The organism is Sphingobium sp. TB-6 (assembly GCF_012927365.1).
Taxonomy (GTDB): Bacteria; Pseudomonadota; Alphaproteobacteria; order Sphingomonadales; family Sphingomonadaceae; genus Sphingobium.
The window spans coordinates 1-22,872 of the sequence record NZ_JABBGL010000034.1; the positions used below are offsets into that span (position 1 = coordinate 1).

A 22,872-nucleotide genomic window follows, 5' to 3' on the forward strand; every position below is an offset into this window, starting at 1 on the left:
CCCCGAAATTACCGTGATCTGACTCATCGCACCGTCCTTAGTATCGGTGCAAACACCGGCGCTTGCACCGGTGCCATGTCAAAATATCAGCGGATCACCGCAAGGCGGCCCTCACCGGAGCGATACCTTCGATCCTCGTGAACCGCTTGACCGGACCTGTGAACAAAAAACCAGCGGCTGAACGACCACAAAGGGTCGAGAGTGAAAGCTGTGGAAAACATAAATTTGCCGATAGACGATTCGCTCGGTCGGACGCTACTCGCCGCCGGATGAGCATCGTAGCAACCATAATGAATTCGACCACCGGCCAACCAATCCAGAAGATGACCTTCGGCCGGATGCCAAAGCCTTGGGCCACTTTCCATCTGGAAAATGGAGAGCGCGTGACGGCGGACCGCGTGAATGTTGGGAAACCGGCGCCCGGCAAATTCGTCGCCCCCGTCGAAGTCTGGGTCACACCCAAGAACTGAAATCTGCCCTATCGTTGGAGAACGAGATTTTCACACCTCAACGGCCGCCCTTACCCTTCCACGTCAAAGTATCTGATGAACAACGTTGCGCCGCGCAATGAGTGCCCTAAAAAAGCGAGGCCTGCTTTCTGCCTTACTCGATTTGAACGCATCCGCGTTTCGGACGATGCGATCCGATTTAACTCCATTTGCTCCGATTTGGACCAGTGACATAGTCGGCGGATTGCAGAACCATTGGTTGAGTTATTGGGAGTATGCCCGTGCCTCGCAATGCTCTGCCCAAACAGGACGACCGGATGATCACTGGCCGATTTTGGGGAACTCGCCTGCCTTTCGCGCCGCCAGATTGATCGTTTGCGCGCGAAACGCCCAAGCAATTTCCTCCGGGAATTCGAGCTGGGCACCGGGAGCAGCAAATTCCACCGCTGCCCCCGGTTCCGACTTTCAGAGGGTCAAGCCTGGCTCGATACCAGAGCCTTGTGGTGATCGCCCACCATCCATACGGTCGTCTGGCGCTTCGAGCAATTCGGCGACGCTGGCACGACGCGCGATAGTCAGCACTTCCTGTTCCCATCGCGCGAACCAGCGCCGCTTCTCCTCTTCGAGATCGTACCCGTATAGGTTCGCTCCAGCCCGGTCTTCAGATGATTCAGCATCGCTTCTAGGGAGAACCGGATCCAACCCTCTTCGATAGAGATCTTTACATAAGTCACTGGAAATGGGCCGAAACTAGAGGATTCGGCTGGCTGGGGCGGCAGGATTCGAACCTGCGAATGGCGGCATCAAAAGCCGCTGCCTTACCGCTTGGCGACGCCCCAGCATCGGCCGGATATCGCCGGCGCGGACCGCCATATAGCGTGTGCTGCGCGAAAGGAAAGCCTAGTCATTATTTTCCGAAACGGCCAATATGCGCCCCGCCCTTCCCTTCAGCCTGGAATTGCCCGGCATGTCCGCTCCGAATTCTCCATCAGCCGTCTCGACCTCCCAGATCTCGCCTGCTTCGCCGCTATTCCTGCGCGAAGACGAGATTCGCCGGGGCATAGAGATGCTCTATTTCGGCTATTCCGCGCTGACCCGGTCGATCGACGAGGGGCTCTCCGCGCAAGGGCTGGGCCGGGCGCATCACCGCGCGCTCTATTTCATCTCGCGTCAGCCCGACCTTACCGTCAAGGATCTGCTGCGCCTGCTGGCGATCACCAAGCAGTCGCTGGGGCGCGTGCTCAACGACCTGATCGAGCAGGGCTATATCGAAACCCGGCAGGGCGCTAATGACCGGCGGCAGAAATTGTTGCGGCTGAGCCCCGCCGGGGTTGCGCTGGAGGCAGAGCTGTTCCGCGCGCTGCGGGAAAAAATGGCGGCCGCCTATGCCCAGGCGGGTCAAGGCTCCGTCACCGGGTTCTGGCGCGTGCTGGAAGGGCTGATCCCCGATCAGGATCGATCGATGGTGTTCGGCCTGCGCGGCCGCTGAAAGATCGTTACGCAACCTTATCACCGCAGCAACGCTTATTAGACCTTCGTTGATGGCAAATGAGGGTAAACCATGCGCAAATCATATCTGGCCGCCATGTCGGTGCTGACCGTCCTGAGCGCGTCCGCCTGTTCGGAAAAGGCCTCCAACAATCTGGAAAATGCAGGCTCCGCCATCGGCAATGATGTGAGCAACGCGGTCGACCAGGCGGGAGAGAAGATCGACAGGGGGCTCGACAAGGCAGGCAATGCGATAGACGAGAGTTCTGACCGGATGGGCGCGGCGATGGACAATGCCTCCCGCGATGCCGAACGAGAGGCGCACGAGGCCAAGCAGGATGTCGGCTCGGCAATGGAACGCGCGGGCAACGACATCCGAAAGGACTGACCCGAACGGAAAAGCGCCGCTCCCCGGCCCCCGCAAGGGAGCGGCGCTTGACCTGAGCGGCCATCGGCAGCACCAGCGATGGCATGCATGGCGCCACTTCCAAAACCCCCTCCCCCTCCCGGCTGATGATCGGACGCCCGGAACTGGCGCTGATCGGCATTACCCTGTTGTGGGGCGGCACATTTCTGATCGTCCATCAGGCGATGCGCCACAGCGGTCCGCTGTTCTTCGTCGGGCTGCGTTTCGGCACCGCCGCGCTGATGGCGCTGCCGTTCGCGTTGCCCCTGTTGCGTGGCGTCACCCGGCGCGAATGGCTGGCCGGGGTGATGATCGGGGTCGGCATCTTCACCGGCTATTCGCTACAGACATGGGGGCTTCAGACGATCGCCAGCAGCACGTCGGCCTTCATCACTGCCGCCTATGTGCCGCTGGTTCCCATCCTGCAATGGATCATCCTGCGCAGGCGGCCCCGGCTGGCGAGTTGGGCGGGCGTGGCGCTGGCCTTCATCGGGTTGTTGCTGATCGCGGCGCCGAAGGATGGATTGTCGCTGGACCGGGGCGAGACGCTGACGCTGATCAGCACGCTCGCCATCGCGCTGGAGATCATCTTCATCAGCCTGTGGGCGAGCCGCGTCGACGTGGCGCGGGTCACGTTCATCCAACTGGCGGTGACATCCCTGCTGGCCTTTGCCTGCATGGTTCCGGCTGGAGAGGTGATTCCGCCCTTTTCCTGGACGGTGGTGCTGTCGGCCTGCGGCCTGGGGCTGATGACGGCGCTGATCCAGTTCGTCATGAACTGGGCGCAGCAGAGCGTGTCAGCGACCCGGGCGACGCTGATCTATGCGGGCGAGCCGGTCTGGGCGGGCCTGATCGGCTGGATCGCAGGCGACCGACTGCCGGCCATCGCCCTGCTGGGCGGCGCGCTGGTGGTCGCCGCCGTCATTGTCAGCGAAATCCGGTTCGGGAAGCGTTAGAGTGATTTCGAAGCAAGTGGAATCACCTGCTGACTCGGAAATCACGGAAAACAAAAACTCCCCTGGAAACATTCCGGTTCAATCAGACCGGAATGTTTCTAGCGCCGGAACACTGGCGGGCGTTTCTCGAAAAAGGCCGCGAATGCCTCCTGCGCCTCGGCGGAGCGAAGCGTTTCCTGAAACAGTCGCGCTTCCTCCTCGATCCGCTGGTTCAGCACGGCCGGATCGCCCTTCATCAGCCGGCGCGTCACGGCAAGCGCCTGGGGCGGCTTGGTCATCAGCAGGGCCGCTTTCCGCCGCGCATGATCCAACAGGCTATCGGCGGGGACGATCGCCGTGACGAAACCCACCTGATCGGCCGTCTGCGCGTCCATCGGCTCGCCCAGAAGCAGCATCGACGCAGCCTTGGCATAGCCGAATGTGGCGGGCGCCAGCAGGCTGGAGCCTGCTTCAGGCACGATCCCCAGATTGACGAAGGGCGTGATGAAGCGCGCATCGGGCGAAGCATAGACCAGGTCGCAGTGGAACAGCATGGTCGTGCCCACCCCCACGGCGAGTCCCTGAACAGCGGCGACCATCGGCTTTTCAAAGGCGGCGATGGCGCGGATGAAGGCAAAGGCAGCCTCCCCGCCCTGCGGGCCAGCCATGAAATCCTTCAGGTCGTTGCCCGCGCAGAAAGCGTCGCCCTTCCCGGCGAAAAACACGACGCCGATCTCGTCCCGCGCGGACGCATCGGCCAGCGCGGCGGTCATGGCACGGTACATGGCGGCGGTCAGCGCATTCTTCTTGTCAGGCCGGTCGATGTGGATTTCGATGACGCCCTGATTTTCGACGATGGCGATCCCTTCGCTCACGGCCCGACTCTCCTTCACTTTTGGCTGCGGTGATTGACCGGGCGACTGTTGGCCGATCGGCGCTGGGACGTCTATTCTTTTTCGACCATTCTGCCTAAAGCCGAGCCATGCAACGCCTGCGCGAGATTCTGGACCCTTTCCTGCTGCTGCTGATCTGCACGGTGGCGCTCGCATCCTTGTTGCCCGCGCGGGGCGAGGCCGCCGGTATCGCCGGAGCCGCCGCGGATGCGGGCATCGTTCTGCTGTTCTTCCTGCATGGCGCCAAACTGTCGCGGGAGGCGATCTGGGGCGGGGCCAAGGCCTGGAAATTGCATCTGGCGACATTGGGAACGACCTTTGCGGTCTTTCCGTTGATCGGCCTTGCGACGCAGCAGGTGACGGCGATTCCCCCGTCGATGCGCGCAGGATTGCTGTTCCTGACCCTGCTGCCGTCCACGGTGCAGTCCTCCATCGCCTTTACGGCGATTGCGCGGGGCAATGTCGCCGCCGCGGTGGTGAGCGCATCCTTTTCCAATCTGCTGGGCATCGCGCTGACGCCGGCGCTGGTCGCCCTGATGATGGAGAAAAGCGGAACGGGAAATCTGATTTCGCTGTCCTCGATCGAGGACATAGTGCTGCAATTGCTGCTGCCCTTTGTCGTGGGACATCTGGCACGGCCATGGATCGGCGGCTTCGTGAACCGGCACAGGGCGATGCTGGGCCGGGTGGATCGCGGGTCTATCCTGCTGGTGGTCTATTCCGCCTTCAGCGCGGCCGTCGTGGAGGGGCTGTGGCACAAGGTGTCGCGGGGCGATCTGCTGCTGCTGGCCGCGCTGTGCATCGCGATGCTGATCGTCGTGCTGCTCTTCACCTTCTTATTGGGGCGGCTGATGGGCCTTTCGCGACAGGATGCGATCGTGCTGCAATTTTGCGGATCGAAGAAAAGCCTGGCAACGGGCGTGCCAATTGCCGGCGTGCTCTTCCCGGCCAGCGCGGTCGGACCGATTCTGCTGCCGGTCATGCTGTTCCACCAGATACAGTTGATGGCCTGCGCGGTGCTGGCGCGGCGCTATGGCCGGAGACAAGCTGCTGTTCGTCGACGATATCAATGACAGCGGGCGAACGATCAATGCGGTGCGGGACGCCATGGCGGCGGCTCCGGCTGAGGCGGTGCGCTTTGCCGTTCTGATGGACAATGTCCGGTCGGCGGCGGCGGTGAACTATCGCGCGGAGGCCATCGACCGGGCGGTGACCAAGGACTGGTTCGTCTTTCCCTGGGAAACCGTGGCAAGCCGGGAGAGCATATTGGCCGATTGGGGCGATGTGCCGGAAAGGACACAGTAGCTTTCCAAAGAACGGAGTTTCCGGCCGCCCTTGTTGCCCGCGAACCGTTACTGTTATACGAATGTATAACTTCGGCGACGTGTGGGGCTCGCGATAATGGACGGCAGCGGGCAAGAGGATGATCCCGACGCGGCATGGAGCCTGCCCGGCTGGACCTATCGCGATCCCGAATTTTTCCATGCCGAACTGCGCCGGGTGTTCCGGCCATCCTGGCAGATCGCAGCGCATGAAAGCGACATCCCCTCCCCCGGCGACTTCCATCGGCTGGATTATATCGGGGAAAGCGTGATCGTAATGCGGGGCGAGGATCAGGCCATCCGCGCCTTCACCAATGTCTGCCGCCATCGCGGGGCGCGGATCGTCGATGCGGCGTCGGGCTGCGCAAGGAAGCTCACCTGCCCCTATCATGGCTGGACCTATGACAGCGGCGGGCGGCTGACCGGGGTGCCGATGGGGGCGAGCTATGCCTTCGACATGGCCGATCATGGGCTGGCGACTGTGGAAGTCGAGAATTTCCACGGCTTCCTGTTCGTGCGGCTGGAGGATGATGGCGGGCCTTCCGTGGCGGAGATGCTGGCGCCTTATCTGAGCGAGATCGCAGCCTATCGCTTCGAGGAATTGCGGGCGCTCGGTCGAGTGACGCTGCGCCCGCGGGCGGTTAACTGGAAGATTATCGGAGACAATTATTCGGACGGGCTGCATATCGCGGTGGCGCATCCGGGGCTGAAGCGGCTGATGGGCGATGGCTATGGCGTCGAGGCAAGCTCATATGCCGACAGGATGTGGGGACCGATCCTCGACCGGCCTTCCAGCCACCTTTCCGAGCGGGCCTATCAGCATTTCCTGCCGCGCATACCGCATCTGGGGGATGAGCGGCAGCGGCTTTGGGCCTATTTCAAGCTGTGGCCCAATATCGCTTTCGACATATATCCCGACCAGATCGATTTCATGCAGTGGTTGCCGCTGTCTCCGACGCAGACGCTGATTCGGGAGATTCCCTATGCGATTCCTGATAAGCGCCGGGAAATGAGGGCGGCGCGCTATCTTAACTGGCGGATCAACCGGCAGGTCAATGCCGAGGACAGGACATTGATCGATCGGGTGCAAGCGGGCGTGGCTGCGGAAAGCTTCACCGTGGGGCCACTGTCCGATCGGGAGGTGGCGCTCCGGCATTTTTGCAAGCGGATGCGGCAGATCATTCCGCAGGCGCGGCTGCATCGGGCGCCCGCGGCAGGGTGGAGCCGGGCCGCATGACGAAACGCTATGACGCCGTCATCATCGGGGGCGGGCATAATGGCCTGGTCTGCGCCTTCTATCTGGCGCGGGCGGGGTACAAGGTGCGAATCCTCGAACGGCGCGCCATCGTCGGCGGCGCCGCCGTCACCGAGGAGTTCCACCCCGGCTTCCGCAATTCGACGGCGAGCTATACCGTCAGCTTGCTCCACCCCAAGGTGATCCGCGACATGGCTCTGGCCGAACATGGCTATCGCGTGATCGAGCGCCCCATCAGCAATTTCCTGCCGCAACCCGACGGCCGCTATTTGAAGCTGGGCGGCGGGGTCGAGCGGACGCAGGCCGAGTTCGCCAAGTTCAGCGCGAAGGACGCCGCCACCCTGCCCGCTTATTATGATGCGCTGGAGGTGGTCGCGGACGTGCTGCGCGACATGACGTTGAAGGCACCGCCCAATGCGGGCGATGGGCTGGCGATGGTGGTCGCCGCGCTCCGGCAGGGACGGCGGATCGGCGGGCTGACGCTGGAGCAGCAACGCGACGTGCTGGAGTTGTTCACCAAATCGGCGCGCGGCTTTCTGGACGGCTGGTTCGAGAGCGAGGCGGTGAAGGCCGCCTTCGGCTTCGACGCGGTGGTGGGCAATTATGCTTCGCCCGACACGCCGGGCAGCGCCTATGTGCTGTTGCACCATGTCTTTGGCGAGGTGAACGGGAAGAAAGGCGTCTGGGGCCATAGCGTCGGCGGCATGGGAACGATCACCCGGATCATGGCGCAGGTGGTGCGCGCAATGGGAGTGGAGATCAGCCTGGAGGCGCCGGTCGCGTCGGTGCTGGTCGACGGAAAGCGCGCCGTCGGCGTCCGGCTGGAAAGCGGCGAGGAAGTAATGGGCAAGACCATCATCGCCAATGTCGGGCCGAAGCTGCTTTATGAACGGCTGATGGACCCCGGCGACCTGCCGGACGATTTCCTGAAGCGCATCCGGGGGTTCAAGACGGCATCAGGCACCTTCCGCATGAATGTGGCGCTGTCGGCGCTGCCGGACTTTTCCTGCCTGCCGGGCGTGGGCGAGCATCACCAGTCGGGGATCATCATCGCGCCGACGCTGGATTATATGGACCGCGCCTTCATGGATGCGAAGCGCGATGGCTGGTCGCGCGAGCCGATCGTCGAGATGCTGATTCCTTCGACGGTCGACGAGAGTCTCGCCCCGCACGGATGCCATGTGGCGAGCCTCTTCTGCCAGCAATTCGCGCCGGTTTTGCCGGAGGGCCGCAGTTGGGATGATGAGCGCGAAGCGGCGGCGGACCATATCATCGCGACGGTCGATGCCCATGCGCCCGGCTTCGCGCGTTCGGTGATCGCGCGGGACATACTCTCGCCGCTCGATCTGGAGCGGAAATTCGGGCTGGTGGGCGGCGACATCATGCACGGCAATATGACGCTGGACCAGCTTTGGGCAGCGCGGCCGGTGCTGGGGCATGGGGCGTATCGCGGGCCGTTGAAGGGGCTCTATATGTGCGGCGCCGGGACGCATCCGGGCGGTGGCGTGACCGGCGCGCCGGGGCATAATGCGGCGCGAGAAGTGATGAAGGACGGAACGCTGCTGGGGCGGTGGTTCGGGCGCGCTTGAGCTTGCCCTCGCCCCCACCCTCGCCTAAAGGGTCGGTTCATGCCCGACATCATCGTTCCATCCGCCCAGTCCGATCTTAAAGGGGGCGACCTGACTGGCCGGGCGTTGTTTCCGCATCGGCATCTGCTGTCCATCGCGGACCTCAAGCCCTGGGAAATCCGTTTCCTGCTCGATGAGGCGGAACATTGGGCGAAGAGCAACCGGGGCGGCGCGCGCAAGCATGACGATCGCCTGGCAGGCATGACGCAGATCAACGCCTTTTTCGAGAATTCGACGCGGACGCTGCTGTCCTTCGAGATTGCGGGCAAGCGGCTGGGCGCGGACGTGGTCAACATGGCGGCGGCCACGTCCAGCGTGAAGAAGGGCGAGACGCTGATCGACACCGCCATGACGCTGAACGCCATGGCCGCCGACGTGATCGTCATCCGCCATGCCAGTTCGGGCGCGGTGGCGCTGATCGCGGACAAGGTGGATTGCCCGGTACTGAATGCAGGCGACGGCTGGCACCAGCACCCGACGCAGGCCTTGCTCGACGCGCTGACCATCCGGCGGCGCAAGGGCGGTTTCGAGGGGCTGATCGTGGCGATCTGCGGCGACGTGCTGCACAGCCGGGTGGCGCGGTCGAACATGCTCTGCCTCGCCGCGCTGGGCGCGCAGGTGCGGGCGGTGGCGCCGCCAACGCTGATGCCGCCCGAGGTCGAGATGCTGGGCGCGACGCCATACACCCGCATGGACGAAGGGCTGGAGGGCGCCGACGTCGTGATGATGCTGCGGCTCCAGAATGAGCGCATGGACGGGGCTTTCATCCCCTCGGCGCGGGAATATCATATGTTCTACGGGCTGACGCCCGAGCGGCTCGCCATCGCCAAGCCCGATGCGCTGGTGATGCATCCCGGCCCCATGAACCGGGGCGTCGAGATTTCAAGCGTGGTGGCCGATCATCCCGAGCGCTCCGCGATTACCGAGCAGGTGGAAATGGGGGTCGCCATTCGCATGGCCTGTCTGGACGTGCTGACCCGAGGCGCGCGTGGCGTGGAGGGATGGCAATGACAAAGCTCGCCATCATCAACGGGAAGCTGGCCGATCCGGCAGGCAAGGATGTCGACAGCGGCGTCATCCTGATCGAAGGCGACCGGATCGTCGCGGCGGGCGATGTGGCCGTGCCGAAGGATGCGGAGACGATCGATGCGGGCGGACTGGTGGTCGCGCCGGGGCTGATCGATCTGGGCGTCTTTGCGACCGACAAGCCTGCTTTTCATTTCGGCGGGATTACGCGAGCGGCGCTGATGCCGGACCAGTCCTCCCCTCTGGACGATGCAGGCCTCATCCGGCAGGCGACGCGGGCGGGGAAACCGGATTTCTGGGTGCACCCCATCGCTGCGGCGACGCGAGACCTCAAGGGCACCGAACTGGCCGAGATCGGCATGATGCAAGCGGCAGGCGCCAAGGCTGTCGGCACCGGACGCCAGTGGATCGCGGATTCGGGCGTGATGATGCGGGTGCTGTCCTATGCTTCCGGCCTTGGACTCACCGTCATCACCCATGCCGAAGATGGCGGGCTGGCGGGCAAGGCCGTGGCGACCAGCGGGGAGACGGCGACGCGCCTTGGCCTGCCGCACGCACCCGCCTGCGCCGAAGCCATGGCCATCGCCCGCGACATCATGCTGGCGCGCGCCACCGGGGCGGCGCTCCACTTCCGGCTGGTGACGACCAAGGCGGGCTTCGACCTGATCCGCGCCGCCAAGGCCGAAGGATTGAAGGTCACTTGCGGCATCAGCCCGGCCTATCTGTTCCTGGCCGACAATGCGGTGACGGATTTCCGCACCTTTGCGCGCCTCTCGCCGCCGCTGCGGTCGGAGGACGACCGTAAGGCATCGATCGCGGCGGTGGCCGACGGCACGGTCGACGTCATCACCTCCAGCCACGATCCGCGCGGACCGGAGGACAAGCGCCTTCCCTTCGCGGACGCTTCGCCGGGCATGGCAGGGGCGGAAACGCTGCTTGCGCTGTCGCTCAATCTCGTGCGCGAAGGACATGTGTCGCTGGGTCGCCTGATGACCCTGCTCAGCGCCAATCCGGCGAAGATTCTGGGCGTCAATGCGGGCAGCTTCGCGCCGGGCAGCGCGGCGGACCTGATCTTTGTCGATCCCGACATGCCGTGGATCGTCGATTCGACGAAAATGGCCGCGCAGGCAGGGAATACGCCCTTCAATCGCATGCCTGTGCAGGGCCGCGCGCGCAAGATCATGAAGGGTGGCGTTTTCCTCTGATTTCTCCCCTTGCCCTCCCAGGCGGGCCACGCTAAAGCGCCCTCCTTCGCTGGCACAGGCCAAAGTGCAGGAGTGTAGCTCAGCTGGTAGAGCGTCGGTCTCCAAAACCGAATGCCGGGGGTTCGAGTCCCTCCACTCCTGCCAAAGATTTTGCCGTGAAACCTTGATAAACCAAGGGTTCGCGGCTAAGTGCGCAGACGAAGATGGGTCGCGGAGCAGGCGGCCGCACCCCCGGACGCCAATATGGGCGGGATCGGGAGGGCGGACTGTTGCTTCGCGCTTTGGTGTTTGTTCGAAGGGTTTGAGACAGGCGATGGCGAAGGTTTCTCCGGGCGAATTCGTCAATCAGGTGCGGACCGAAGCCAACAAGATCGTGTGGCCCACCAGCCGCGAAACGATCATGACTGGCGTGATGGTGGTCATCATGACCTCGCTGCTGGGCCTCTTCTTCTTCGGCATCGACACCTTCTTCGGTGCGATCGTGCAATGGCTGCTGGCCTTTGCGGCCGGTCAAGCCTGAGTTTTTATTGATTGCCGCGATTTTCAAGTAAATCGCTAAGATCGGGAGTTTGAGACGGTAACATGGCGCGCTGGTACATCATCCACGCCTATTCGGGCTTCGAGAACAAGGTCAAGGAATCGATCCTGTCCGAAGCCGAGCGCATGGGCCTCTCCCAACTGGTCGAGCAGGTGGAAGTCCCCACCGAGACCGTGACCGAGGTGAAGCGCGGCAAGAAGGTGCAGGTCGAGCGCAAGTTCATGCCCGGCTATGTCCTTGCCAAGCTGGCGATGAACGACGACATCTACCACCTCGTCAAGAACACGCCGAAGGTGACGGGTTTCCTGGGTTCGTCGGGCAAGCCTCAGGCGATCAGCGAGGCCGATGCCGCCCGCTATTTCGGCGCCCAGAAGGAAGCCGAGGCCGCGCCCAAGCACAAGGTCAGCGTCGATTACGAAATCGGCGACAGCGTCAAGGTGCTGGACGGCCCCTTCGCGAGCTTCAACGGCACCGTCGAGGAGCTGGATTTCGAAAAGAACCGGGTCAAGGTGTCCGTGTCGATCTTCGGCCGCGCCACGCCGGTCGAGCTGGACTTCGAGCAGGTCGAGCTTTCGAAGTAATTCACGTCATCCCAGCACAGGCTGGGATCTCGTGCCTCGGGTCGTTCCCTTGCGGCCTGAGATGCCAGCTTCCGCTGGCATGACGACAAGGGGAAGTGCGGGAGGGTTTCTTCGGAAACCCGTCTGACCGCTAAACTTGAACCGGGCGCGTCTTCGGACACGTCCAGCAACAGAGTGAGTGACAATGGCCAAGAAGATTACGGGCTATATCAAGCTCCAGGTGCCCGCTGGAGCCGCCAACCCCTCGCCGCCGATCGGTCCGGCGCTGGGTCAGCGCGGTGTGAACATCATGGAATTCTGCAAGGCGTTCAACGCCTCGACGGAAAAGATGGAAAAGGGCACCCCGCTGCCGACCATCATCACCGTCTATGCGGACCGTTCGTTCAGCTTCGTCACGAAGCAGCCGCCCGCCACCTATCTGATCAAGAAGGCCGTCAACCTGAAGTCGGGTTCCAAGGAACCGGGCAAGGTCGTCGCCGGCAAGATCACCCGCGCCCAGCTCGCTGAAATCGCCCAGGCTAAGATGGTTGACCTGAACGCGAACGACATCGACGCGGCGACGAAGATCATCGAAGGCTCCGCTCGCGCGATGGGCCTCGAAGTGGTGGAGGGCTAAGACCATGGCAAAGCTGACCAAGAAGGCCAAGGTTCTGGCCACTGCCGTTGACAAGGAAAAGCTGCACGGCGTCGATGAGGCGCTGGGCCTGATCAAGACCCACGCGACCGCCAAGTTCGACGAAAGCGTCGAAATCGCGATCAACCTGGGCGTCGATCCGCGTCACGCCGACCAGATGGTCCGTGGCGTCGTCACCCTGCCCGCCGGCACCGGCAAGGACGTCCGCGTCGCCGTGTTCGCCCGTGGCGACAAGGCTGAAGCCGCGACTGCCGCTGGCGCCGACATTGTGGGTGCCGAAGACCTGCTGGAATCGATCCAGGCCGGCAACATCGACTTCCAGCGCGTGATCGCCACCCCCGACATGATGGGTCTGGTCGGCCGTCTGGGTAAGGTTCTGGGCCCCAAGGGTCTGATGCCGAACCCGAAGCTGGGCACCGTCACCCCGAACGTCGCTGAAGCGGTCAAGGCCGCCAAGGGCGGTCAGATCGAATTCCGCGTCGAAAAGGCCGGCATCATCCACGCTGGCTTGGGCAAGGCGAGCTTCTCGGCTGCCGACCTGCGCAAGAATTTCGACGCGTTCGTCGACGCGATCGTCAAGGCGAAGCCGTCGGGTTCGAAGGGCAAGTACGTCCGCAAGATCGCCCTGTCGTCCTCGATGGGTCCGGGCGTGAAGGTCGACGTGGCGGAAGTCGCTTCGGTCTGATCCCAGACTATAACAGTTAAGGGGAGCCTCCTTCCTCCGCGCGGGGAAGGAGGCTTTCTTCTTTTTTGGGGAGGCTTCTGATAAGAGGCTCTCCTGTCCTTCCCTGCTTCACTGAAGAGACGGACGAAATTGCCTCTTCAAAGGAGGCAAAGGCACGGGCCATTCCACCCTTCTGCACTTCAAAAGAGCAGGGCTTGAAAGAGCAAAACGCACTTTCAGACAGCCCCAACGGATGAGAGAGTGGAGCGCACCCGAAACGTTGGGCCAAATGACATCAGGTCAGGCCCGACATCAGAATAAAGATGCCGTCAGCAGAGACGGGTCGCACTCCACGGATATTATCATGAGTTTTGAACACCTTCCTTCCCTTCTCTCCGATGCGCTGACACGGAAGGGCTATGAAAATCTGACCCCAGTACAGGCGCAAGTCACCCAACCCGAAGCCGAAGGCCGCGACCTGATCGTGTCGGCGCAGACCGGATCGGGCAAGACCGTCGCTTTCGGCCTGGCCATGGCGGGGGAACTGCTGGGCGAGCAGAGCCGCCTTCCCGTCGCGGGCAAGCCGCTGGCGCTGGCGATCGCGCCGACGCGCGAACTGGCGTTGCAGGTCAGCCGCGAGCTGGAATGGCTCTATGGCGAGGCCCGCGCCCGCATTGCCACTTGTGTAGGCGGCATGGATGCTGCCAAGGAACGCCGGGCGCTCAGCCATGGCGCGCATATCGTCGTCGGCACGCCGGGCCGTCTGCGCGACCATCTGGAGCGTGGCGCGCTCGACCTTTCAGGCCTCAAGACCGTGGTGCTCGATGAAGCCGACGAAATGCTCGACATGGGCTTTCGCGAGGATCTGGAAGAGATTCTCGACGGCGCACCGGACGAACGGCGCACGCTGCTCTTCTCCGCCACCATGCCCAAGCCGATCGTGGCGCTGGCCAAGCGCTATCAGAAGGATGCGCTGCGCATTTCCACCGTCAGCGACGAGCGCGGCCATGGCGACATCAGCTATCAGGCGCTGACGGTTGCCCCCGCCGACATCGAGAACGCCGTGGTCAACCTGCTGCGCTATCATGAGGCGGAGACGGCGATCCTCTTCTGCGCCACCCGCGATAATGTGCGACACCTCCACGCCAGCCTGACCGAGCGCGGCTTTGCCGCCGTGGCGCTGTCGGGCGAGCATAGCCAGAATGAGCGCAACCACGCCCTGCAAGCCCTGCGCGACCGCCGGGCACGGGTGTGCGTGGCGACCGACGTGGCGGCGCGTGGCATCGACCTCCCCAATCTCAGCCTCGTCGTGCATGTCGAACTGCCGCGTGATGCGGAGACGATGCAACACCGTTCGGGCCGCACCGGGCGCGCGGGGAAGAAGGGGACGGCCGTGCTGATCGTGCCCTATCCGCGCCGCCGCCGGGTCGAATCCATGCTGCGTGGCGCAAAGATTCCGGTTGAATGGGGCACCCCGCCGAGCAAGGAAGCGATCCAGGAGCAGGACAATGCGCGGCTGCGCGCCAGCCTGATGGAGAAGGCCGAGCTGGACGAGCAGGACTGGGCGCTGGGCGCCGAGCTGCTGGCCGAAAAGTCCGCCAAGGAAATCGCGGCGATGCTGGTGCGCAGTGCCCGTGCCGCCCTGCCCGCCCCCGAGGAGCTGCTGGATGCCAGCGAAGCGCCTGCGCGGCGGGACGGACCGCGTCCGGGCTTTGAGGACACCATCTGGTTCCGCATGGACATCGGCCGCAACCAGAATGCCGATCCGCGCTGGATATTGCCGCTGATCTGCCGTCGCGGGCATGTCAGCCGGGGCGATATCGGCGCGATCCGCATTGCCGCCAATGAAACGATGTTCGAAATTCCCTCCGCCATCGCTTCGAAGTTCGTCGGCGCGGTGCAGCGCACCGGCCAGGCCAATGACGAAGGCGCCGAAGTTGCCATCGAGCAAATCGAGGGCAAGCCACGCGAAATGGCGCGGGAGAATCGGCGCGAAGGACCGCATGGCAAGGGACGGCCCAATAGCGAGCGCGGCCCGCGCCCACCCGCACACAGCCCGCGGCCCTTCAAGGGCGGCCCCAAGCGCGCTGGGCCTCGCAAGCCCCGCTAAAGCGCGCTGCGTTAAATCCGACGCAGGACGCATGCACTAAATTTTTGTGATCGCATCGTTTTTGCGCATGATGCTCCAAGGTAAACGGGCCGCTCCTCGATGGAGCGGCCCTTCCTGTTTGCAGGGTCAGCCCGCGCCGCAGAGCGCCAGCATCTTGGCGGCCAGTTCGCGCTCGCCCATGACGACGTGGGGGACGCCCAGCCCTTCCAGATGAGCGACTTCCGCGTCCGAATGCGCTCGGGCGATGACCTGAAGATTCGGGTTCAGGCGGCGCGCATGTTGGTGGATCGCACCGCCTTCAAAACCCTCCGGCACCGCGATCAGCAGGCGGCGGGCTTCGCAGATGCCCGCTGCGGCGAGGTAGCGGTCCTCCAGCGCGTTACCGCGCACCACTGACAGGCCGGCCTCCTCCGCTGCGTCGGCGCGGTCGGCATCGCCCTCCAACACCACGAAGGGGGCTTGCCGCTCGGCCAGCCGGGTAGCGATCAGCTTGCCGACGCGGCCATAGCCGACCAGGATGACATGGCCGGTGCGCGGTTTTTCCGGCGCCTTTTCCGGCTTCGCTTCCTCTTCATCCTCCGCCTTGTGGCTGCGCACGATAACCGAAAAGATCAGCGGGTTGAGGAAGATCGACACGATCGCGCCCGCGAGGATCAGGTCGCGCGCCTCGGCGGGCAGCACGCCCAATCCCGTGCCCAATGAGGCAATGATGAAGGAAAATTCCCCGATCTGCGCCAGGCTCGCCGCGATGGTCAGCGCCGTGTCGCCGGGATGACCGAAGGCGCGAACGATGGCGAAGGCGGCGATGGACTTGCCGACGATGATGATCGCCACGGTGGCGAGCAGCGGCAGCGGCTGTTCGATCAGCACTGCCGGATTGAACAACATGCCGACCGAGACGAAGAAGAGCACCGCAAAGGCATCCCGCAAGGGGAGCGTTTCCTCCGTCGCCCGGCGGCTGAGCGGCGTTTCGCCCAGAATCATGCCCGCGAAGAAAGCGCCCAGCGCGAAGGAGACGTCGAAGGCGACCGCCGCGCCGAAAGCGACGCCGAGGGCGATGGCAAGGACGGCGAGGCGGAACAGCTCACGCGAGCCGCTATGGACGACCCAGTGCAGCGCCCAGGGAATGACGCGGCGGCCGACGACCAGCATCAAAGCGACGAAGCCCGCAACCTTGAGAAAGGTGATGAGCAACGGCGCGAGCAAGGCTCCTGCTCCACCGCCCGCGTCGGCATTGTTCATGACCCCGGCCAGCGCGGGAAGCAACACCAGCGCCAGGACCATCACCAGATCCTCCACGATCAGCCAGCCCACCGCGATACGCCCCCGGTAGGTTTCGACCAGATCCGCCCCTTGCAACGCGCGCAGCAGGACGACCGTACTCGCCACCGAAAGCGAGAGGCCGAAGACCAGCCCGCCCATCAGCGGCCAGCCCATATAATGGGCAAGCCCCATGCCCATCAGTGTCGCCACGGCGATCTGCCCGATGGCGCCGGGCACCGCGATATTCTTGACCGACAGCAGGTCGCGCAGGGAGAAATGCAGGCCGACGCCGAACATCAGCAGGATCACGCCGATTTCCGCCAGTTCATTGGCCAGCCCCGCATTGGCAACGAATCCGGGGGTGAAGGGACCGACGATGATGCCGGCGACCAGATAGCCGACCAGCGGCGATAATTTCAGGCGATGGGCGATGGCGCCCATGATGAAGGCAACGACAAGGCCCGCTACGATCGTTCCGATCAGGGGCGTGTGATGGGGCATAGAGTATGTTTTCCTTGGCGCCGCCGGCGGAGTGCGCTGAGTTCGTGCGTCCCACCACCGGCAGCTTATCCTATTTTCATTCAGCGACAGCCAGCATGGCCGCCGACAGCAGCGCGCCGGCCGCGCCCAGTCCCGCCAGGACGGCAGGCATGAACCACGGGGGCGGGCGGCGGCGAGACGAATCGTGGTCGCCGCGGCGCGATCTTCTGCGGGTCATGAAGAAGCTCCTTTTCCTGACGGCGGTTCCCAAAGGGTCCGCCCTGAGAGCGATACGTCAGGAAAAGGCAGGCGGCGCGCGGGCGCGCTGGCGGGAAAGCAGGTGGAAGGGCTTGGGGGACGGGAAAGAAGGAGAAAGGCGACGAGCAGGCAGGAGAAGCGCGGCGCCCGGCGGCAACGCCGCCACGGGCAGGAACCAGATCGCGGCGGGCGCCAATGCCGGTGCCCGCCCATCGCCATCCGGCTCGGTCACCCGGAGCGCGATGGGATTCGCATCAGCGCGGGCCTTCAGCACGACGCCGGTGGTCGCCGGGTTGAAGGCGGAGCCGGTGATCCTGCTGGACGGCGGCCCCAGGGGTGCCAGGGCGCTCAACAGCGCCACGCCGAGCGACAGCCACAGAGACAGGATGAAGGGCAGGCCGCCCGGCCCGGCTTCATTCCTGTATGGCGTCGGCGTCATGCGTGATAATATCCCTTCCGCGATGCAAGATAGGAACGGGTGAGCCGAAAAACCAGCCCTGAAAGCCGGTCGGATGGTGGTCGTATTTTCGAACCGAATGATGGCTTTGCCGCCAATCTGAAAATGCTCTTGCCGGTTGACAGAAGCGAGTCATTCCAGTAGCGGGCCACATTCCCGCGCGGGTCGGTAAGGGCTTCATGTCCTCGACGATCTGCGTAAAGCAGATTTGAACGAGAAGAGAAGAGCCATGTTCGCAATCGTGCGCACGGGCGGCAAGCAATATCGCGTCGCCGCCGGAGACAAGATCGTCGTCGAAAAGCTGGCCGGTGAGGCTGGCGACAAGGTGACCCTGGATGACATCCTGTTCGCCGGTGAAGGCAGCGATGTGAAGGACGCAGCCAAGCTGACCGTCGCCGCTGAAATCATAGCGCAGGCGAAGGGCGAGAAGGTCATCGTCTTCAAGAAGCGTCGTCGTCACAACTACCGCCGCAAGAACGGCCATCGCCAGAATCACACGATCCTCAAGATCGTGTCGATCGCCTGAGCCGCAGCTAAGTCACGAGGAGTTTGAGTCATGGCACATAAGAAAGCTGGCGGTTCATCGCGCAACGGTCGCGATTCGGAATCGAAGCGCCTTGGCGTGAAGAAGTTCGGCGGTCAGGAAGTGATCGGCGGCAACATCATCATTCGCCAGCGCGGCACCCGCGTATACCCGGGCCGCAATGTCGGCATGGGCAAGGACCATACGCTGTTCGCGCTCGGTGAAGGCCGCGTGGTATTCCACACCGGCAAGCTCGGCCGCAAATATGTGTCGGTCGACGCCATGGCCGAAGCAGCCGAATAACGGACGATTGATGACGGATCGTCCCTCGCAATCGGGGCGATCCTCCTGGCGGAACGGCTTTTAGTCCACCGTCAGCGTTCGAGGAAAACAAGGGGCGCCCCGTCCGGGAGCGCCCCTTTTTCCATTTGTCGGCGTCTCCCCTCATTTTCCCTCAAGCCTCTGGAACTCCACCTCCCCCTCGCGCGTCGAGGCGGCGGGCCCAGCCAGAGACAAAGCGTCGTCAAGCCGTAACTTTTTGCGGCCAGAGGCGCGCCAGAAATCAGGAGACGTTTGAATGTTCGCCCGTACCCCTCGCCTGTTGCTGCGGCCCGGCTGGATGGAAGATGCGCCCGCCCTGGCCGAAGCGATCGGTGATCCTTCGATCCTGCGCAACCTGACGCGTGCGCCCGCCCCCTATGCGCAGGCTGATGCCGAGGCTTTCCTCGCCACGCCGCAGGATCCGCGCCTGCCGCGCCTGCTGGCCTTCACCCGCACCAACGGCGCGCCGCGTCTGGTGGGCGGCTGCGGCATTCATCTGGAGGAGGATGGCACAGCGGAACTGGGCTATTGGATCGCCCGCCCTTATTGGGGTCTGGGTTTTGCCACGGAGGCCGCGCGCGCTGTCATGCACATGGCGCGGGCGTCGGGAATCCGCGATGTCCGTGCAGCCCATTTCACGGACAACCCGGCATCGGGCAACGTCCTGCGCAAGATCGGCTTCCGCTATACCGGACGGATCGAAACGCGCTTCAGCCTGGGCCGGGGCGCAGCGGCGGACTGCCTGATTTTCGAGGAAGGTGAGGCCGCGCGCATGGCGGCGGATTCGTCAATGGACCTTTACGGGGATTCTGTGCCCGCATTGGCGGCCTGATCCTGCAACGCCGGGGGAAGCGACGGGCGCTGCTTCCTCCGTCCCCCTTAAAGGGCACCCGCTGGCTGCGCCAGGCGATTCGGCGCTGGACGAACCGATGACGGCTGGGATCGGCTCCGCGAAATCGTCACGCGGCGGCTGGTTTTGGCGCTGACGGAAGAAGCGACCGCTTTTACTGAGCGCGTGGTTTAATTTCGCCGCATAAACCGCTATGGGCGCGCCATGCATTTTCTTGATCAAGCGAAGATTTACATCAAATCCGGCTGGGGCGGTCCCGGCGCGGTCAGTTTCCGGCGTGAAAAATATGTCGAATATGGCGGCCCGGACGGCGGCAATGGCGGCAAGGGCGGCGACATCATCTTCGAGGCGGTGGCGGGGCTGAACACCCTGATCGACTTCCGCTACACCCAGCATTTCAAGGCGCAGCGCGGCCTGCCCGGCGCCGGCAAGAATCGCTATGGCGCGGGCGGCAACGATCTCGTCATCAAGGTGCCGGTGGGGACGCAAATCCTGTCCGATCCCACACCCATAGAGGGCACGGAGGATGAAGACGGCTATCCTGAATATGAGGATCAGGAAGTGCTGGCCGACTTCACCGAGGTCGGGCAACGCATGATATTCCTGCGCGGCGGCGATGGCGGGCGCGGCAACCTGTCCTACAAGACCAGCACCAACCGCGCCCCGCGCCAGCATGGGACGGGCTGGCCGGGGCAGGAAATGTGGGTGTGGCTGCGGCTGAAGCTGCTGGCCGACGTGGGCCTGGTCGGCATGCCTAATGCGGGCAAGTCGACCTTCATCAATCAGGTCACCAACACCAAGGCGAAGGTGGGAGCCTATGCGTTCACCACCACCAAGCCGCAGCTCGGCGTCGTGCTGCATCGCGACCGGGAGTTCGTTCTGGCGGATATTCCGGGGCTGATCGAAGGCGCCGCCGAAGGCGCGGGCATTGGCGACCGCTTCCTGGGGCATGTCGAGCGGTGCCGGGTGCTGCTGCACCTGATCGATGCGACCGGCGACGATCCGGTCGAACAGTTCCGCATCGTGCAGGATGAGCTGGCGGCTTATGGCGGCGGGCTGGACGAAAAGCCGCAGATCGTAGCGCTCAACAAGGGCGACCTGCTGGGGCAGGAATTGATGGAAGACATTGCCGAACAGCTTCGGGACGAGGCTGACGTGGAGGATGTATTCATCATCTCCGGCGCGACCGGCGAAGGCGTACCGGCTCTGCTGGACGCGGTGCTGCCGCTGCTGGACCAGCCCAGCGACAATGAAGAGGAGGATGAGGCCGGTGAGGAAGGCGAGGCGCCGTGGTCTCCGATCTGACCGGCAAATCAGGCTCGCTTCGATCGCTACCCTCCCCCGACCTCTCCCTGCAAGGGAGGGGAGGAAGATATAGATGACCCCTTCCCTCTCCGGCTTTCCGCCGTCTCAAATCCGCCGTCTGGTCATCAAGATCGGGTCCGCGCTGCTGGTCGACCCGCAGGGACAAGTGCGCGAAGCCTGGCTGCGCACGCTGATCGCGGATGTCGCGGCACGCAAGGCTGCGGGGCAGCAGATCATCATCGTCTCCTCCGGCGCCATTGCGCTGGGCGCGCGGCGGTTGAAGCTGCCCAAGGGCGGGCGTGGTTCCCTGGAGGATGCCCAGGCGGCAGCAGCGACGGGGCAAATTGCGCTGTCGCAATGCTGGGCGAGCCTGCTGCACGAGAACGGCATCACAGCCGCACAGATGCTGGTGACGCTGGACGATCTGGAGAATCGCCGCCGCTATCTTAACGCCTCCGCCACGCTGGAGCGGCTGATGGCGCTGGACGTCGTGCCGGTGGTGAATGAAAATGACAGCGTCGCCACGGCGGAGATCCGCTTTGGCGACAATGACCGGCTGGCGGCGCGTATCGGACAGGCGGCACGGGCTGACGCAGTTGTGCTGCTGTCGGACGTCGACGGGCTTTACACCGCCAACCCGCATGTCGATGCGAACGCCATGCTGATAGAGACAATCGAGCGCATCGATGCGCGCATTGCCGGGATGGCGGACAGCGGCTCCGCCTCGGGCATGGGATCAGGGGGCATGACCTCCAAGATCGAGGCGGCGCGCATCGCCACGGGGGCTGGCGCGCATCTGGCGATCATTTCCGGCAAGGTGGATTCGCCGCTGTCGCATTGGAGCGATGGCGGCAAAGGCTCGATCTTCCTCGCCGCGCAGGCGAAGGGCGCGCGCAAGGGCTGGCTGGCCGGGCGCCTGACGGTGCGGGGGCGGATCGTGGTCGATGCCGGGGCGGAGGCGGCGCTGGGGCGCGGCAACAGCCTGCTGCCCGCTGGCGTGGCGCGGATCGAGGGCATCTTCGCCCGCGGCGACGTGGTCGACATATTGGCCGAGGACGGACGGGTGATCGCGCGCGGCCTGATCGAATATGACAGCGATGAAGCGGCGCGCATCGCGGGCAAGCGCAGCGAGGACATCGCCGCTTTGCTGGGGCACCTCCCCCGCTCCGTGCTGGTCCATCGCGATCATATGGCGATGGTCTGATCCATGGCCCTACGCATTGCGATGACGGGCGCGACGGGTTTCGTCGGCGCCGAAACGCTGAATCAGGCCTTGGCGGCGGGACATCATGTCTCAGCCATCACCCGCCGGGCTCAGCCGCCCCGCGCCCATCTGAAATGGGTGCCGGGCGCGCTGGAGGATCGGGCGGCGCTCAACACGCTGGTGCGCGACGCCGATGTGGTGATCCATATCGCGGGCGTAGTGAACGCGCCGGATCGCGAGGGGTTCGAGATCGGCAATGCGCGCGGCACCATGGCGGTGGTCGACGCCATGCGTCAGCGCGGGGTCAAGCGGCTGCTCCATGTCTCCTCGCTCTCGGCGCGGGAACCGGGGCTGTCGGACTATGGCTGGTCGAAGGAACTGGCCGAACGGCATGTGAAGGCAAGTGGGCTCGACTGGACCATTATCCGGCCGCCCGCCATCTACGGACCGGGCGACCGGGAGATGCTGGAGCTGTTCCGCATGGCCAAGCGCGGGATCATGCTGATGCCTCCGGGTGGGCGGCTGTCGGTGATCGAGGTGAGCGATCTGGCGCGACTGTTCCTGACGCTGGCGGTCGAGAAGGACATGAAGAGCCTGACCCATGTCTATGAAGTCGATGACGGTACGCCGGGCGGCTGGGACCATATGGAGTTCGCGCAGGCGATCGGCCGGGCGGTCGGGCGACCAGTGCGGACTTTCGCGACGCCGAGCTGGGCGCTGGGACTGGGCGCCCGGCTGGATCGGATGGTGCGCGGCAGGAATGCCAAGCTGACGCTCGATCGGGTGAGCTATTTCTGCCATCCCGACTGGGTTGTGGCAAAGCGCAAGCAACCGCCCAAAAAGCTGTGGGTGCCCAAAGTGACGACCGAAGACGGGTTGAAAGCGACGGTCGATGCCTATCGGGCGAAGGGGTGGCTGTAGCGCGGCTTGCTGGTTCGGGTGGAGAGCGGGGGACTGTCAGGAATTTCGTGTGCGACGAGGCATAATGGGGAACAAGGAGACCCGGTATGTCACGACGCAAAGAACCCTCGATACCGAACGACATTCTCGATCAGCTGCTTGCCGGCACTGACGCGG

At 64.0% G+C, this 22,872-nt stretch carries 26 protein-coding genes and 2 tRNA genes; 22 read left to right on the top strand and 6 right to left on the bottom strand.

Annotated elements, in window-relative coordinates; genetic code table 11:
• Nucleotides 1–269: 269 nt before the first annotated feature.
• Complete coding sequence (locus tag HHL26_RS23405; protein WP_082748642.1) at nt 270–470, top strand: hypothetical protein; 201 nt, start codon at nt 270–272, stop codon at nt 468–470.
• Nucleotides 471–770: 300 nt separating this feature from the next.
• Here the strand turns inward: HHL26_RS23405 and HHL26_RS24570 are convergent, their stop codons facing one another.
• Both HHL26_RS24570 and HHL26_RS23410 read right to left on the bottom strand, forming a co-directional pair.
• A complete protein-coding gene (locus HHL26_RS24570) occupies nt 771–893 on the bottom strand; it encodes a hypothetical protein (RefSeq protein ID WP_254911533.1) in 123 nt (40 codons plus the stop codon).
• Between the two features lie 320 nt (nt 894–1,213).
• Nucleotides 1,214–1,288: transfer RNA gene (locus HHL26_RS23410), tRNA-Gln, on the bottom strand.
• Between the two features lie 128 nt (nt 1,289–1,416).
• Between HHL26_RS23410 and HHL26_RS23415 the strand changes: the two genes are divergently transcribed.
• From HHL26_RS23415 to HHL26_RS23425, 3 genes are all read left to right on the top strand, one after another.
• The gene (locus tag HHL26_RS23415) at nt 1,417–1,938 is read left to right on the top strand and encodes a MarR family transcriptional regulator (RefSeq protein ID WP_066561897.1); all 522 of its coding nucleotides are present in this window, start codon (nt 1,417–1,419) and stop codon (nt 1,936–1,938) included.
• Nucleotides 1,939–2,010: 72 nt separating this feature from the next.
• A complete protein-coding gene (locus tag HHL26_RS23420; protein ID WP_066559250.1) occupies nt 2,011–2,325 on the top strand; it encodes a hypothetical protein in 315 nt (104 codons plus the stop codon).
• Nucleotides 2,326–2,408: 83 nt separating this feature from the next.
• Nucleotides 2,409–3,299, top strand: a complete 891-nt coding sequence (locus HHL26_RS23425; RefSeq protein ID WP_066559252.1) for a DMT family transporter — start codon at nt 2,409–2,411, stop codon at nt 3,297–3,299.
• 98 nt (nt 3,300–3,397) lie between these two features.
• On the opposite strand, the gene HHL26_RS23430 is transcribed toward HHL26_RS23425, so the two are convergent.
• Complete coding sequence (locus HHL26_RS23430) at nt 3,398–4,153, bottom strand: enoyl-CoA hydratase-related protein (RefSeq protein ID WP_066559254.1); 756 nt, start codon at nt 4,151–4,153, stop codon at nt 3,398–3,400.
• Nucleotides 4,154–4,260: 107 nt separating this feature from the next.
• On the opposite strand from HHL26_RS23430, the gene HHL26_RS23435 reads away from it, so the two are divergent.
• The 12 genes from HHL26_RS23435 to HHL26_RS23490 all read left to right on the top strand — a co-directional run bounded on the left by HHL26_RS23435 (nt 4,261) and on the right by HHL26_RS23490 (nt 15,134).
• Nucleotides 4,261–5,244 carry a bile acid:sodium symporter family protein gene (locus HHL26_RS23435; RefSeq protein ID WP_066559256.1) on the top strand — a complete coding sequence of 328 codons (984 nt, stop codon included), beginning with the start codon at nt 4,261–4,263 and terminating at the stop codon, nt 5,242–5,244.
• Complete coding sequence (locus HHL26_RS23440; RefSeq protein WP_066559257.1) at nt 5,204–5,476, top strand: phosphoribosyltransferase family protein; 273 nt, start codon at nt 5,204–5,206, stop codon at nt 5,474–5,476. Before HHL26_RS23435 ends, HHL26_RS23440 begins: the two co-directional genes overlap by 41 nt.
• A 96-nt stretch (nt 5,477–5,572) precedes the next feature.
• Nucleotides 5,573–6,730: an aromatic ring-hydroxylating dioxygenase subunit alpha gene (locus tag HHL26_RS23445; RefSeq protein WP_066559259.1), complete on the top strand. Its 1,158-nt coding sequence runs from the start codon at nt 5,573–5,575 to the stop codon at nt 6,728–6,730.
• Nucleotides 6,727–8,337, top strand: a complete 1,611-nt coding sequence (locus HHL26_RS23450; protein ID WP_066561901.1) for an NAD(P)/FAD-dependent oxidoreductase — start codon at nt 6,727–6,729, stop codon at nt 8,335–8,337. The genes HHL26_RS23445 and HHL26_RS23450 overlap by 4 nt, the downstream gene beginning before the upstream one ends.
• A gap of 39 nt (nt 8,338–8,376) precedes the next feature.
• Nucleotides 8,377–9,387 carry an aspartate carbamoyltransferase catalytic subunit gene (locus HHL26_RS23455; protein WP_066559261.1) on the top strand — a complete coding sequence of 337 codons (1,011 nt, stop codon included), beginning with the start codon at nt 8,377–8,379 and terminating at the stop codon, nt 9,385–9,387.
• A complete protein-coding gene (locus HHL26_RS23460) occupies nt 9,384–10,607 on the top strand; it encodes a dihydroorotase (protein ID WP_066559263.1) in 1,224 nt (407 codons plus the stop codon). Before HHL26_RS23455 ends, HHL26_RS23460 begins: the two co-directional genes overlap by 4 nt.
• 68 nt (nt 10,608–10,675) lie before the next feature.
• Nucleotides 10,676–10,751 (top strand) — tRNA-Trp (locus HHL26_RS23465).
• Between the two features lie 169 nt (nt 10,752–10,920).
• Complete coding sequence (secE, locus tag HHL26_RS23470; protein WP_066559273.1) at nt 10,921–11,127, top strand: preprotein translocase subunit SecE; 207 nt, start codon at nt 10,921–10,923, stop codon at nt 11,125–11,127.
• A gap of 62 nt (nt 11,128–11,189) precedes the next feature.
• Nucleotides 11,190–11,726, top strand: coding sequence for a transcription termination/antitermination protein NusG (gene nusG / locus HHL26_RS23475; protein ID WP_037451561.1), 537 nt, complete (start codon nt 11,190–11,192; stop codon nt 11,724–11,726).
• 184 nt (nt 11,727–11,910) lie between these two features.
• Nucleotides 11,911–12,342 (top strand): 50S ribosomal protein L11, encoded by a 432-nt coding sequence (rplK, locus tag HHL26_RS23480; protein ID WP_007709087.1) that lies wholly within the window; start codon nt 11,911–11,913, stop codon nt 12,340–12,342.
• 4 nt (nt 12,343–12,346) lie between these two features.
• Complete coding sequence (gene rplA / locus HHL26_RS23485; protein ID WP_066559275.1) at nt 12,347–13,045, top strand: 50S ribosomal protein L1; 699 nt, start codon at nt 12,347–12,349, stop codon at nt 13,043–13,045.
• Between the two features lie 343 nt (nt 13,046–13,388).
• Nucleotides 13,389–15,134: a DEAD/DEAH box helicase gene (locus tag HHL26_RS23490; protein WP_066559277.1), complete on the top strand. Its 1,746-nt coding sequence runs from the start codon at nt 13,389–13,391 to the stop codon at nt 15,132–15,134.
• Between the two features lie 126 nt (nt 15,135–15,260).
• On the opposite strand, the gene ybaL is transcribed toward HHL26_RS23490, so the two are convergent.
• The 3 genes from ybaL to HHL26_RS23505 all read right to left on the bottom strand — a co-directional run bounded on the left by ybaL (nt 15,261) and on the right by HHL26_RS23505 (nt 17,574).
• Nucleotides 15,261–16,898, bottom strand: coding sequence for a YbaL family putative K(+) efflux transporter (ybaL, locus tag HHL26_RS23495; RefSeq protein WP_066559280.1), 1,638 nt, complete (start codon nt 16,896–16,898; stop codon nt 15,261–15,263).
• Between the two features lie 76 nt (nt 16,899–16,974).
• Nucleotides 16,975–17,115, bottom strand: a complete 141-nt coding sequence (locus HHL26_RS23500; protein WP_169576878.1) for a hypothetical protein — start codon at nt 17,113–17,115, stop codon at nt 16,975–16,977.
• A 57-nt stretch (nt 17,116–17,172) separates the two neighbouring features.
• Nucleotides 17,173–17,574, bottom strand: a complete 402-nt coding sequence (locus HHL26_RS23505; RefSeq protein ID WP_066559282.1) for a hypothetical protein — start codon at nt 17,572–17,574, stop codon at nt 17,173–17,175.
• Nucleotides 17,575–17,821: 247 nt separating this feature from the next.
• On the opposite strand from HHL26_RS23505, the gene rplU reads away from it, so the two are divergent.
• From rplU to HHL26_RS23535, 6 genes are all read left to right on the top strand, one after another.
• On the top strand, nt 17,822–18,118 hold the full coding sequence (gene rplU, locus HHL26_RS23510; protein WP_066559284.1) for a 50S ribosomal protein L21: 297 nt from the start codon (nt 17,822–17,824) through the stop codon (nt 18,116–18,118).
• A gap of 30 nt (nt 18,119–18,148) precedes the next feature.
• Nucleotides 18,149–18,418: a 50S ribosomal protein L27 gene (gene rpmA, locus HHL26_RS23515; protein WP_007683600.1), complete on the top strand. Its 270-nt coding sequence runs from the start codon at nt 18,149–18,151 to the stop codon at nt 18,416–18,418.
• Between the two features lie 274 nt (nt 18,419–18,692).
• On the top strand, nt 18,693–19,268 hold the full coding sequence (locus HHL26_RS23520) for a GNAT family N-acetyltransferase (protein ID WP_066559286.1): 576 nt from the start codon (nt 18,693–18,695) through the stop codon (nt 19,266–19,268).
• Nucleotides 19,269–19,490: 222 nt separating this feature from the next.
• Complete coding sequence (gene obgE / locus HHL26_RS23525; RefSeq protein ID WP_066559287.1) at nt 19,491–20,591, top strand: GTPase ObgE; 1,101 nt, start codon at nt 19,491–19,493, stop codon at nt 20,589–20,591.
• Between the two features lie 73 nt (nt 20,592–20,664).
• Complete coding sequence (proB, locus tag HHL26_RS23530) at nt 20,665–21,795, top strand: glutamate 5-kinase (protein ID WP_066559289.1); 1,131 nt, start codon at nt 20,665–20,667, stop codon at nt 21,793–21,795.
• Nucleotides 21,796–21,798: 3 nt separating this feature from the next.
• Nucleotides 21,799–22,716 carry an NAD(P)-dependent oxidoreductase gene (locus HHL26_RS23535; RefSeq protein ID WP_176392403.1) on the top strand — a complete coding sequence of 306 codons (918 nt, stop codon included), beginning with the start codon at nt 21,799–21,801 and terminating at the stop codon, nt 22,714–22,716.
• The last annotated feature ends 156 nt before the right edge of the window (nt 22,717–22,872 follow it).